At 69.6% G+C, this 11,911-nt stretch carries 9 protein-coding genes and 1 riboswitch; of the genes, 4 read left to right on the top strand and 5 right to left on the bottom strand.

Annotated features, from left to right (window positions below; genetic code table 11):
* Both C693_RS0103880 and C693_RS0103875 read right to left on the bottom strand, forming a co-directional pair.
* Positions 1-2,199, bottom strand: a complete 2,199-nt coding sequence (locus tag C693_RS0103880) for a TonB-dependent siderophore receptor (protein ID WP_017460941.1) — start codon at positions 2,197-2,199, stop codon at positions 1-3.
* A gap of 63 nt (positions 2,200-2,262) precedes the next feature.
* A riboswitch (TPP riboswitch) is annotated at positions 2,263-2,361 on the bottom strand.
* A 55-nt stretch (positions 2,362-2,416) separates the two neighbouring features.
* Entirely contained in the window at positions 2,417-3,553 is a 1,137-nt protein-coding gene (locus tag C693_RS0103875; protein ID WP_017460940.1) for a phosphotransferase enzyme family protein, read from the bottom strand.
* A 131-nt stretch (positions 3,554-3,684) separates the two neighbouring features.
* Here C693_RS0103875 and C693_RS0103870 point away from each other — a divergent pair, with 131 nt between their 5' ends.
* A complete protein-coding gene (locus tag C693_RS0103870) occupies positions 3,685-4,587 on the top strand; it encodes an AEC family transporter (protein WP_026107164.1) in 903 nt (300 codons plus the stop codon).
* A 4-nt stretch (positions 4,588-4,591) separates the two neighbouring features.
* On the opposite strand, the gene C693_RS21030 is transcribed toward C693_RS0103870, so the two are convergent.
* Positions 4,592-4,855, bottom strand: coding sequence for a hypothetical protein (locus C693_RS21030; protein WP_017460938.1), 264 nt, complete (start codon positions 4,853-4,855; stop codon positions 4,592-4,594).
* A 43-nt stretch (positions 4,856-4,898) separates the two neighbouring features.
* Between C693_RS21030 and C693_RS0103860 the strand changes: the two genes are divergently transcribed.
* Both C693_RS0103860 and C693_RS0103855 read left to right on the top strand, forming a co-directional pair.
* Entirely contained in the window at positions 4,899-5,309 is a 411-nt protein-coding gene (locus C693_RS0103860; RefSeq protein ID WP_017460937.1) for an RNA-binding S4 domain-containing protein, read from the top strand.
* Between the two features lie 91 nt (positions 5,310-5,400).
* Positions 5,401-6,048 carry a response regulator gene (locus C693_RS0103855; RefSeq protein WP_017460936.1) on the top strand — a complete coding sequence of 216 codons (648 nt, stop codon included), beginning with the start codon at positions 5,401-5,403 and terminating at the stop codon, positions 6,046-6,048.
* Between the two features lie 61 nt (positions 6,049-6,109).
* Here the strand turns inward: C693_RS0103855 and katG are convergent, their stop codons facing one another.
* Positions 6,110-8,272 carry a catalase/peroxidase HPI gene (gene katG, locus C693_RS0103850; protein WP_017460935.1) on the bottom strand — a complete coding sequence of 721 codons (2,163 nt, stop codon included), beginning with the start codon at positions 8,270-8,272 and terminating at the stop codon, positions 6,110-6,112.
* Positions 8,273-8,720: 448 nt separating this feature from the next.
* Positions 8,721-11,294: a DNA mismatch repair protein MutS gene (gene mutS, locus C693_RS0103845; protein ID WP_017460934.1), complete on the bottom strand. Its 2,574-nt coding sequence runs from the start codon at positions 11,292-11,294 to the stop codon at positions 8,721-8,723.
* 94 nt (positions 11,295-11,388) lie between these two features.
* On the opposite strand from mutS, the gene C693_RS0103840 reads away from it, so the two are divergent.
* A complete protein-coding gene (locus tag C693_RS0103840) occupies positions 11,389-11,898 on the top strand; it encodes a CinA family protein (RefSeq protein WP_017460933.1) in 510 nt (169 codons plus the stop codon).
* Positions 11,899-11,911: the final 13 nt, after the last annotated feature.

Raw genomic sequence — 11,911 nt, 5'->3', positions numbered from 1 at the left:
TCAGAACCCGACCGTGACCGACAGCCGCGCCAACCGCGGCGCGCCCGGGAACAGGTAGCTGTCGCCGCCGGTGTTGCCGGTGTCTCGCCAGTAGAAGCGGTTGAACAGATTGTCCACGCTCAGGTGCCAGGTCATCGGGTGATCGCTCCAGGTCGTGGTGTAGCGCAGGCCGGCGTCGAACACGTTGTATGCCGGCACGCGGACACGGCCGTCCGGCGTGGCCGGATTGGCGCTCGCGTAGCGCCAGCCGGCCAGCAGGCCGACCGCGTGCGCGAACGGCAGCCGGTAGTCCAGGTACACCGAGGTGCGCAGGCGCGGCACGTTGATGATCTGGTGGCCTTCATAGGCCGGCGTGCCGCTGTGGCTGGCGCGGGCCTGGATAAGGTTCGCGCTGGCGGTGAGGCGCAGGTCGTCGCTGATCCGGCCGTCGGCGCCCAGCTCCAGGCCGGTGTGCGCTTCCTGGCCGCGCTGCACGAAGGTGAAGCCGGCCGCCGAGTGGTCCGGCTGCGCGAACTGGTAGGGCTGGCGGATGCGGTACAGCGCCGCCTGCAGGCTCAGCGCGTCGCTCCAGTCGTATTTCACGCCGGTCTCGATCTGCCGCGAGTGCACCGGGGCCAGCATCTGGCCGCCGTTGCTGGTCCAGTACGGCGCCTCGGCGCCCAGGGCGAGGTTCTCGCTGTAGCTGGCATAGACGGTCAGCGGCTCGGCCGGCTGCCACATCACCGCCGCCTGCGGCAGGGTCTTGCTCAGGCGGGTGTCGCGCTGGAGCACCCGGCCGCTGTCGTCCCACGCACGCTCGTGCAGGCGCACGAAGCGGGCGCCGGCCAGCAGCTGCCACTGCTCGCCGAGGTGGATGCGGTCCATGCCGAACAGCGCGCGCTGCCAGCTGCTGAACGTGCGCGCGGACGGACCGGGCTGGTTCGGCGATGGCGCGAAATACGGCGGGATCACCTGGTCGATGTTGCCGGTGCCGACGTAGTCGTAGACGTAGGGCCGCTGGTCCAGCGTGCGGCGGAAGGCGCTGGCGCCGACGCTGATTTCGTGACCGATGCCGCCTGTGTCGAAGCCGCCCTTGAGCACGACGCGCACCTCGTCGTTCTGGCGGGTGTCGCCCGGGCTGCGGAAATCGTAGATGTCGTAGTCGCCGTTGGGCGCGAAGAAATTGCCCGGGTACTCGCCGGTGGCGCACTGCGGCGCGTAGAAGCAGCCGTAGGCGAACGCGACGTTGTCGTTGATCACGGTGTGGCTGTGACCGGCCGAGAGCCGGGCGCTCCAGCGGTCGCTGAAGCGGTAGTCGAAGCGCGCGGTGGTGTTGCTGGAGTGGATGCCGACGGGCTGCTGCCACGGCTCGTAGCCGAGCAGGCGGGTGTTGCTCGGATGCGCCGGGATCGTCGTGCCGCCGAGCAGCTGGTAGCCGGACACCGAGCGCTGGCCGCTGGTCTGGTAGTCGGTGTCCAGTTGCAGCGTGGCGCGGTCGCTGATCTTCCAGTCGGCGGCGAGCGAGAGGAAGCTGCGCCGGCCCGGTGTGTGCTCGACGTAGGAGTGCATGGCCTCGTGCGCAGCATTCACACGCAGGCCGAAGGTGGGGGTCAGCCAGCCGCCCATGTCCACCGCGGCGTAGCGCGAGCCGTGCGAGTCGGTGCCCAGCGTGGCAGTGCGCACGTCGGCCGGACCCTTGGTCACGTAGTTGACGATGCCACCTGGGGCGATGATGCCGGCCTCCAGCCCACCCAGGCCCTTGAGGATCTCCACCCGCTGCTTGTCCTCCAGCGGCGTCAGCTGCTCGCCGTTGATGGTCATGTCGTTCATGCGGTAGGCCGTGGCCAGGTCGAGCACGAAGCCGCGGATCGCCAGGTCCTGGTAGTAGCCCACGGGCGCGTAGTTGTCGCCGACCGACGCATCGGTGCGCACCAGTTCGCTGAGCGTGCGCGGCTGGCGGTCGTCGATCAGGTCGCGGGTGATCACGGTGACCGAGGCCGGCGTGTCGTGCAGCGGTGCGTTGCCGAAGCTGCCGAACGTATCCACCTGCGCGCTGTCGGCGTGGTAGCCCTTGTCGGCGTCGGCGGTGACCTGCACCGTCCCGAGTTTCTTCGCCTGGGCCGGGTCGTGGCCGGCGTCGTCGGCGGCGCGGGCGCACAGCGGCGCGATCGCCAGGGCAGCGAGCAGGGCAGTGGCGAGGGGCGTGCGGTGCAGGGTCATGGTCGTCGTCGTCTCGAATGGGCAGGACGAAGCGACGGCGCGCGCACGACGCACGGACGTGCGCCATGGTTGCTGCAAGCTCCCTACGCCGGTGCGAACCGGATCAGGTTCCAAGGGACTCTCTCAGCCCGGCCGTTCGACCGGGCACCCCCGCTTCAAGACCGCTATTGAAACATGAAAGCCCGCGCGATGGGAGCCGCGCCGGTTCCGGACCCGCTCAGCCCGCGTCGCGGATCGCTGCCAGCAGACGCTGTCCGGGAGCGTCCTCGAACCACGCGGCATGGCCGATTAGGAAGGTGTCGTAGGCCACGTCGGCCGCGTGCGCCGAGCGGGTGATGCCGTGGAAGTACTCCACTTCCGACAGCGCGAAATCCACGTGCACCACCGGCAGCAGGTCGGCGAGCAGGTGTAGCTCGTCGGTGCCGAGTGGCCGCTCCTCGCGGTAGCCGGCGATGAGCGCCCGCGCGATGTCGGGGCGGGCGGCGGCGTCACCCGCGTCGAGCGCCAGCCAGGCGATCGCGTTGCGCTCGATCGCGGTGGCCAGGTCGAACAGGGCGAAGTTGCAGGCGGCCAGTCCGAAGTCGAGCACGCAGGTCACCTCGGCCGTGTCGCCGCCGCCGCTCCAGCACAGGTTGGAGACGTGCCAGTCGCCGTGCGTCCACAGCCGCGGCTGCCGCACCAGCGCCGGCTGCGCTGCCCGCCAGGGCGCGAACAGCCGCTCGAGGTCGCGTGGCCAGTCGCGGCGCGCGAGGTAGGCGGCGAGGGCGGGGCGCTGCGGGAGCTGCGAGCGCAGCGTGGCTACCGGATCGGCGGCCGTCGCCAGTTCGCTGCGTGCGACCAGGATGTGCGTCCCGCGCTGGGCGGCGGAATAGCTGGCGGAGGCCGCGTGCAGCCGGGCCAGCATGCGGCCGGCGGTGCGCGCATGGGCGAGTCGGTCGGGCGGTTGCCACGAGATCGTGTCGCGATAGAGGTCCTCGCCGCGGGCAACGGTGTGGACCTCGTAGGTCCAGTCGCCGTGCGCGAGGGCGGTCTGGCCGTCGCAGTCGGCGAGCACCTCGACTACCGGCAGTCCGTGGCGATGCAGGTGCTCGAGCAGGGCGTGCTCCTCGGCCAGCGTGGCGGCCGCGCGCACGCTCACGTGGTGTCGCTTGACGAAGACAGTGCTGCCGCGCGCGGTCTCGACCAGGCCGGCCGCGGACAGCGGGCGCGGACTGCGCCAGAGCACGCGCCGCAAGCCGCCGGCCGCGGGCATCGTGGCCAGCACGCTGGACAGCTCCGCCTCGGTGAGGGCGGGCCAGTCCGGAGCGATCTCGTCGCCGGCCAGGCCGTGCACGCGGTGGGTGGAGTCGGTCATCTCGAGGCACGGATCCGGGGCGGCGGGGCGCCGATTATCGCCGATGCGCCGGCGCGACCTTGGTCCGGCTTCCCTGACTCATGTTGCATCGCGTCTAATGACGCTTTGTGTTGTGCGGGCCGTCGCCGTCGATGAGTGCGTTGCTGTTGCTGTTCGTGTGTCTGGTGCTGGGCGCCCTGGTGGCGCGCTTCGCCCGTCCCCCGTCCGGGATCGTGGCCGGACTGAACTGGTGGGTGCTGAACATCGCGCTGCCGGCACTGGTGCTGGCGATGATCCCGCGCGTGCACTTCGACCGGCACCTGTGGTTTCCGGTGGCGACGATGTGGGTGACCTTCTTCGGCGCCTGGCTGCTGTTCGCGGTGCTGGGGCGCCTGTTCGGCTGGTCGCGCTCGCGCATCGGCGCGCTGACCCTGGTGTGCGGCCTGGGCAATACCTCGTTCATGGGCTACCCGATGGTGCAGGCGATGCACGGGCAGCCGGGGCTGGCGCTGGCGGTGGTGTCCGACCAGCTCGGCTGCTTTCCGTTGCTGGCCGCCGGCGGCATCGTGGTGGCTTCGCTGTACTCCGGACGCCAGCCCAGCGTGGCGCTGGTGGTGCGCCGGATCGCCACCTTTCCGGCGTTCATCGCGCTGCTGGTGGGTGTCGTCGCCGGTCTTGCCGGCGGCTGGCCGGAGGCGCTAGATCACCTGCTCCTGCAGCTGGGCCAGACGCTGACGCCGCTGGCGCTGTTCTCGGTGGGACTGCAGTTCAAGCTGCACCTGCACCGCGACCAGCTCGGCGCGCTGTCCAGCGGGCTGGCCTGGAAGCTGGCGCTCGCACCGCTGGCCGGATGGGGACTGGGCATGCTCGCCGGCGTCACCGGCCTGACCCTGGTGGTCGGCGTGCTGCAGGCGGCGATGGCGCCGATGATCTCCGCGGCGATCCTGGCCGACCAGTACGAACTGGAACCGCGCCTGGCCAACACCGTGCTGGGCGCCGGCATCGTGCTGTCGCTGGCGACGGTGCCGCTGGCGAACCTGCTGATGGGGGGCTAGCGGTTCAACGGCGCATGCCCAGCTCGCGAGCCCGTTGCTCGACCGCTTCCTTTGCCTGCTTCAGGCCGCAGCCGGTGCGGTCCCGGTACTGCTTGATCGCCTCGATGATCTTGTTCGCGCGGATCGCGGCGTCGACAGCCTCGTCGTCGATGCGCGGCGGTGCGGGCCGGCTGGTCGGCTTCGCTTGCCGATAGATCGACCGTGCCAGCATGAAACCGGAGACGAAGGCGATGCCGGCCATGATCCAGGGTTGCAGGGTCGGGTCCATGTGGGCTTTTCCTCGGTGCGGTCCGGTCGACCATAATGCCGTCATGAGCGAAGCGAAATGCACTCCGGCTGACGACCTGCGTATCGATGTGTGGCTGTGGGCGGCCCGGTTCTTCAAAACCCGAAGCCTGGCCAAGCAGGCGGTCGGCGGCGGCAAGGTCGAGCTCAACGGCGGTCCCTGCAAGGCGGCGCGTGCGGTGCGCGCGGGCGACCGACTGGTGATCCGTCGCGGTGAGGAAACGATGGAGGTCGAGGTGCTTTGCCTGTCCGCGCAACGCGGGCCGGCACCGGTCGCGCAGGCGCTTTATCGCGAAAGCGACGCCAGCCGGAAGGCTCGCGAAGCCGCGCGCGCCACTCGCCGTTTGACGCTTGCGCCACGTCCGTCCGGCCGACCCGACAAGCACGATCGCGCCGAGTTGCGGCGCCTGAAAGAGGGCGGCTCCGGGCCCGGTTGAAACGTATTGCGGCACGGCTGCGTTCACGCAGCGATTGCTTCCCGGGCGGCAGGCGCCGAGACTAGGCGCGAGTAAAGAGGGGAGCGCCGCCATGTCCGGCTTCGATCTGTTCAAGCGCCTGCTGGGCACCGAGCGCCGCCAGCACATGCCCCGCACGCAGGCCGTGCGGGGCACGCGCATGCTGGTGGTGGACGATTCGCCGACCATCCGTGCGGTGCTGGGCAAGATGCTCACCCAGGACGGCTACGTGGTGTCCAAGGCCGGTGACGGCGAGACGGCCCTGCGCCTGGCGCGCGAGGAAAAGCCCGAGCTGATCTTCCTCGACATCGTGATGCCGGGCATGAACGGTTTCGCCGTGCTGCGCGCTCTGCGCCGCGAGCCGGATACCCACGGCATTCCGATCGTGATGATCAGCGGCAACCTTCAGGCCACCGAGCAGTTCTACGTGCAGCGCTTCGGGGCGGACGACTTCATGAAGAAGCCGTTCGGCCGGGCCGAGGTATTCGGACGCATCCAGCATCTGGTCGAGGCGGGCCGGTTGCCCGCGCGCGACCCGGTGCTCGATCCGCCGCAGGATCTGCCGGTGGAGTCGGTCACCGACGGCAGCATTCCGGACGTAGGCCTGCCCGACGCAGACGACCCGCACATGGTCACGCCCGCGTTCACCGGCCCGATGGATCCGCATGCCGACGAGCCGGTGGCTCCCGTTGCCGCCGAAAGCACGACCAAGCGCGACTGAAGTCCGTCACTGAAAGCGGGGCGCGGAGCCTGCGCTCCGCGCCCCGAGTCGCGCTGCGTGGTCAGCCCTGCAGATCGAAGCGGTCCAGGTTCATCACCTTGACCCAGGCGGCGACGAAGTCGGCGACGAACTTGTCCCTGCCATCGGCCTGGGCGTAGACCTCGGCCAGCGAGCGCAGCACCGAGTTCGAGCCGAACACCAGGTCGACGCGCGTGCCGGTGTACTTCACCGCACCGGTCGTGCGGTCGCGCCCCTCGAAGCGCTCGCCGGCCGGTTTCCACTCGGTGGCCATGTCCAGCAGATTGACAAAGAAGTCGTTGCCGAGCACGCCAGGCTTGTCGGTAAGCACGCCGTCCTTGCTGCCGTCGAAGTTGGCGCCGAGCACACGCAGGCCGCCGACCAGCGCGGTCATCTCCGGCGCGGTGAGGGTGAGCAGCTGCGCCTTGTCGACCAGCAGGTGTTCGGCAGGCAGCGGCGATTTGCCTTTGAGGTAATTGCGGAAGCCATCGGCAAACGGCTCGAGATAGCTGAAGGATTCGACATCGGTCAGCTCGGCATCGGCGTCGACGCGACCCGGCGAGAACGGCACCTCGACGCTGAGGCCCGCGGCTTTCGCCGCCATCTCGATGCCCACGCCACCGGCCAGCACGATCACGTCAGCCAGCGAAGCCTTGCCGGATGCCTTCTGGATCTCTTCCAGCTTCGGCAGCGCCTTCACTGCCGCGGCGTTGACCGCCCAGTCCTTCTGCGGGGCGAGGCGAATGCGCGCACCGTTGGCACCGCCACGCTTGTCGCCGCCGCGGAAGGTCGACGCCGAGGCCCAGGCGATCGACACCAGCTGCGACACGCTCAATCCCGAGGCGGCGATCTTCGCCTTGAGGTCGGCGATGTCGGCGGCAGTCGGATGATGGGTGGCCTTGGGTAGCGGGTCCTGCCACAGCAGATCTTCCTTCGGGATCTCCGGCCCCAGGTAACGGGACTTCGGACCGAGGTCGCGATGGGTCAGCTTGAACCAGGCGCGCGCATAGGCTTCGGCGAAGGCCTGGGGATCGTCGCGGAACTTGCGCGAGATCTTTTCGTAGGCCGGGTCGAAGCGCAGCGAGAGGTCAGTGGTGAGCATGGTCGGACGGCGCTTGGGCGAATCCGCCGAGGGGCCGGGGATGATCGCTTCGGAATCCTTGGCTACCCACTGCTGCGCGCCGGCCGGGCTCTTCTCCAGCTCCCATTCGAAGTCGAACAGGAACTTGAAGAAGTCGTTGCTCCACTGCACCGGGGTGCGGGTCCAGGTGACCTCCAGGCCGGAGGTGATCGCGTCCTTGCCCACGCCGCTGGCAAACTTGTTGGCCCAGCCGAAGCCCTGGGCTTCGAGCGGGGCGGCTTCCGGATCGGCGCCGACGTTGCTGGCCGGGGCCGCGCCGTGGGTCTTGCCGAGGGTGTGGCCGCCGGCGATCAGCGCGACGGTCTCCTCGTCGTTCATCGCCATGCGGGCGAAGGTCTCGCGGATGTCGTGCGCAGCGGCGAGCGGGTCGGCGTTGCCGTCCGGACCCTCCGGATTCACGTAGATCAGGCCCATCTGCACGGCAGCCAGCGGGTTGTCCAGGTTGCGCTCGCCGGGCTTGCCGTGGGAGTAGCGGCTGTCCGGCGTGTTGCTCAGCGCCAGCCACTCGGTTTCGCTGCCCCAGGACACGTCCTGGTCGGGTTCCCATACGTCCTCGCGTCCGCCGGCGAAGCCGAAGGTGCGGAAACCGGTCGATTCCAGCGCAACATTGCCGGCCAGGATCATCAGGTCACCCCAGGAGATCTTCTGGCCGTACTTCTGCTTGATCGGCCACAGCAGGCGGCGTGCCTTGTCCAGACTCACATTGTCCGGCCAGGAGTTCAGCGGAGCGAAGCGTTGCTGGCCGCGTCCGGCGCCCCCGCGCCCATCACCGATGCGGTAGGTGCCGGCGGCATGCCAGGCCATGCGGATCATCAGGCCCGCGTAGCTGCCGAAGTCGGCCGGCCACCAGTCCTTGGAGTCGGTCATCATTGCCAGCAGGTCCTTCTTGAGGGCCGCATAGTCGAGCTTGGCGAATTCCTTGCGATAGTCGAACGAGCGACCCAGCGGGTCGGACTTTTCCGAGTGCTGGCTGAGCAGTTCGAGCCGGAGCTGGTTGGGCCACCAGTCCCGGTTGGTGGTGCCGGTGGCAGCAGGATGGAACGGGCATTTCGCTTCGCTGGACATGATGTTTCTCCCTCTGGCCTGGTGATGCGGCTTTCCGGTCGGTTCCTGCGCCGGGATGCCTGACGTGGATGGGAATTCCCTCGACGCGTTCGCCGTGCGCCGCTCAGCCGCGCAAGCATGCGCGGTGGTGCGTGCAGGAGATGTCGCCGGTGTGCAGTGCGGACGCCGGTGACAACCGCGCCGACAATCGGAGGTCATGCCTCACACGATTCGGACTCGGGACCATGCACGCCTCCGCTGCTGGGGGAACGATGCGCGACGGGGCTGGCGGCGGCTGGTCCGCGATCGCGACCCAGCCAAGGTAGTCCTCCGCCTGCCATGCGTGAATTCGTTTGTTCCGATGCGATCGATAGTCTGAGGCTATGCTGCATGCGCACCATGGACTAGCACGATGGTGCGCGGTTCCGGGGGAGGGCGGCCGGCGCAAAGCCTGCGCCGGCCTCGCGGATCAGGACAGCGCCTTGAGCCGGTAAAGCTCGGCCAGTGCATCGCGCGGCGAGAGCGCGTCTGGATCGACCTCGGCCAGCCGTTTCTCCACCGCCGAGGGCTCGGGCGGCGCGAACAGGCCGAGCTGCGGCGAGGCCTCTTCCCGGCGCGTGGCGGCTCCGCCCGGATGCGCACCCTTTTCCAGCGCGGCCAGGGTGCGCCGCGCGTCGGCGATCACCGCCTTGGGCAGGCCGGCCAGCGCCGCCACCTGCAGGCCGAAGCTGCGGTTGGCCGGGCCTTCCTTGACCGCGTGCATGAAGACCAGCTGGTCGCCGTACTCCACCGCGTCCAGATGCACGTTGGCGATGCCGGGGTATTCGCCGGCCAGTTCGGTCAGCTCGAAGTAGTGGGTGGCAAACAAGGTGTAGGCGCGGCTGGCTGCCGCCAGGTGCACCGCGCAGGCGCGGGCCAGCGCGAGGCCGTCGTAGGTGCTGGTGCCGCGGCCGACCTCGTCCATCAGCACGAGGCTGTGCTCGGTGGCGTTGTGCAGGATGTTGGCCGTTTCGCTCATCTCCACCATGAAGGTGGACTGGCCGCGCGAGAGGTCGTCGCCGGCTCCGATGCGGGTGAAGATGCGGTCGATCGGGCCGATCGTGGCCGCGCTCGCCGGCACGTAGCTGCCGATGTGGGCCAGCAGCACGATCAGCGCGTTCTGCCGCATGTAGGTGGACTTGCCGCCCATGTTGGGGCCGGTGATCACCAGCATGCGGCGGGCGTCGTCGAGCATCAGGTCGTTCGGTTCGAACGGCTCGTCGCGCACCTTCTCCACCACCGGGTGACGGCCGCGCTCGATCGCGACGCCCGCCTCGTCGGTGAGGGTGGGGGCGCTCCAGTCCAGCGTTTCGGCGCGTTCGGCCAGGGTGGCCAGCACGTCCAGCTCGGCGATGGCCGAGGCGGCGGCCTTCAGCGGTTCGAGGTGCTCGATCAGCTGGTCGAGCACCGCTTCGTACAGGGCACGTTCGCGCATCAGCGAGCGTTCCTTCGCCGATAGCACCTTGTCTTCGAACTGCTTGAGTTCCTCGGTGATGTAGCGCTCGGCGTTCTTGGTGGTCTGGCGGCGCGTGTAGTGCGTCGGCGCCTTGTCCGACTGCGCCTTGCTGATCTCGATGTAATAGCCGTGCACGCGGTTGTAGCCGACCTTCAGCGTGGCGATGCCGCTGGCGGCCTTCTCGCGCTCCTCCAACTCGACCAGGTACTGGTCGGCGTGGGTCGACAGGCGGCGCAGCTCGTCCAGCTCGGCGTCGTAGCCGTCGGCGATCACCCCGCCGTCGCGCTGCAGCACCGGCGGCTGGGCCACGATGGCCTTCGCCAGCCAGTCGGCGAGATCGGCATGGTCGCCGATGCGATCGACCAGCGCGTGCAGCAGCGGGCTTTCCAGCGCCACGATCTGGCCGCCCAGCTCCGGTGCGGCGGCGAGGCCGTCGCGCAGGGTGGACAGGTCGCGCGGGCGCGCCGAACGCAGCGCGACGCGGGCGAGGATGCGTTCGAGGTCGCCGATGCCGCGCAAGGTGTCGCGCAGGCCGTGGTAGCGCCGGTTGTCGATCAGCGCGGCGATCGCGCCGTGGCGGCCGCGCAGCAGCTCGCGCGAACGCAGCGGACGGTTCAGCCAGCGGCGCAGGAGGCGGGCGCCCATCGGCGTCACCGTCTCGTCCAGCACGCCGAGCAGGGTGTGCTCGGTGCGGCCGGTGGGATGCGTGTCCAGCTCCAGGTTGCGGCGCGTCGCAGCGTCCAGCGCGATGGTCTCGCTGGCGCTTTCCACCGCCATGCCGGACAGGTGCGGCAGCGCGCTCTTCTGGGTTTCCTCGACATAGCCGAGCAGGCAGCCGGCGGCGGCGATCGCCAGCGGCAGCTTGTCCACGCCGAAGCCGCCCAGGTCGCGGGTGCCGAAGAAGCGGTTGAGTTCGCGCCGTGCGGCGTCGGCATCGAAATGCCACGGCGGCCGCTTGCGCAGGCCGGGCAGGGTGCTGACCAGTTTCGGCCAGGCGACCGACTCGTCCACCAGCGTCTCGGCCGGCTGCAGCCGTGCCAGTTCGGCGGCGAGGGTTTCGGCGGTCGGCACTTCGCTGAGCAGGAACCGCCCGCTGGACAGGTCCACCCAGGCCAGGCCGTAGCTGCCGCCCGGGCCGGCGGCGATCGCCAGCAGCAGGTTGTCGCGGCGTTCCTCCAGCAGCGCGGCGTCGGTCACCGTGCCGGGGGTGACGATGCGTACCACCTTGCGCTCGACGATGCCCTTCGCTAGCGCCGGGTCGCCGATCTGCTCGCAGATCGCCACCGATTCGCCCAGCCGCACCAGCCGCGCCAGATAGTTCTCCACCGCGTGGTAGGGCACGCCGGCCATCGGGATCGGCTGGCCGGCCGACTGCCCGCGCTGGGTCAGCGTGATGTCCAGCAGTCGCGCCGCCTTGCGCGCGTCCTCGTAGAACAACTCGTAGAAATCGCCCATGCGGAAGAACAGCAGCACGTCCGGATGCGCGGCCTTGGCCGAGAGGTATTGCCGCATCAGCGGGGTGTGCTGGGAGAGATCGTCTTGGCTCATGCTTCGGGCGGGTCTTGGCTCGATCGGGCGGAACGGGTAGAACGGGACGCTTCGCGCCGTGCATGGCGCCCGTTCCGAAGCCGAGGAGTCTCGCATGGAGTCCGCATCCGTTCCTACCGACGAGGCGCTGCGTCGGCTCGCCGAGGAGGTCGCCGGCCTGATGCGCGAGCGCAAACTGATGCTGGTGACCGCCGAATCGTGCACCGGCGGCTTCATCGCCAAGGTGCTCACCGACCTGCCGGGCAGCTCGGCCTGGTTCGATGCCGGCGTGGTGACCTACAGCTACGAGGCCAAGGAGGCGCTGCTCGGCGTCAACCCGCGGACGCTGGAGCGGACTGGCGCGGTGAGCGAGGAGACCGTGCTGGAGATGGTCTCCGGCGCGCTGGCGCGCTTCGGCGCCGGGGCGGCGGTCGCGGTCACCGGCATCGCCGGCCCCTCCGGCGGTACCGAGGACAAGCCGGTCGGCACGGTCTGGATCGGCTGGAAGCGCCGCGGCGGCTATGCCCACGCCAGGGTGTTCCATTTCGGCGGCGATCGCGACGCGATCCGGCGGCAGACCGTGGCGGCGGCGCTCAGCGGGCTGGGGCGTGAGCTGACCGGCTGAGCCGGCGCCTGCC

This window comes from Dyella ginsengisoli LA-4 (assembly GCF_000334915.1).
Lineage (GTDB): Bacteria > Pseudomonadota > Gammaproteobacteria > Xanthomonadales > Rhodanobacteraceae > Dyella_A > Dyella_A ginsengisoli_A.
Note: the sequence above shows the minus strand (reverse complement) of the source record. Positions and strands in the feature narration are given on the sequence as shown.

Excerpts from the sequence above, each read along its gene's own strand:
- C693_RS0103880 (WP_017460941.1), bottom strand. The coding sequence starts at position 2,199 with ATGACCCTGCACCGCACGCCCCTCGCCACTGCCCTGCTCGCTGCCCTG.
- C693_RS0103875 (WP_017460940.1), bottom strand. The coding sequence starts at position 3,553 with ATGACCGACTCCACCCACCGCGTGCACGGCCTGGCCGGCGACGAGATC.
- C693_RS0103870 (WP_026107164.1), top strand. The coding sequence starts at position 3,685 with ATGAGTGCGTTGCTGTTGCTGTTCGTGTGTCTGGTGCTGGGCGCCCTG.
- C693_RS21030 (WP_017460938.1), bottom strand. The coding sequence starts at position 4,855 with ATGGACCCGACCCTGCAACCCTGGATCATGGCCGGCATCGCCTTCGTC.
- C693_RS0103860 (WP_017460937.1), top strand. The coding sequence starts at position 4,899 with ATGAGCGAAGCGAAATGCACTCCGGCTGACGACCTGCGTATCGATGTG.
- C693_RS0103855 (WP_017460936.1), top strand. The coding sequence starts at position 5,401 with ATGTCCGGCTTCGATCTGTTCAAGCGCCTGCTGGGCACCGAGCGCCGC.
- katG (WP_017460935.1), bottom strand. The coding sequence starts at position 8,272 with ATGTCCAGCGAAGCGAAATGCCCGTTCCATCCTGCTGCCACCGGCACC.
- mutS (WP_017460934.1), bottom strand. The coding sequence starts at position 11,294 with ATGAGCCAAGACGATCTCTCCCAGCACACCCCGCTGATGCGGCAATAC.
- C693_RS0103840 (WP_017460933.1), top strand. The coding sequence starts at position 11,389 with ATGGAGTCCGCATCCGTTCCTACCGACGAGGCGCTGCGTCGGCTCGCC.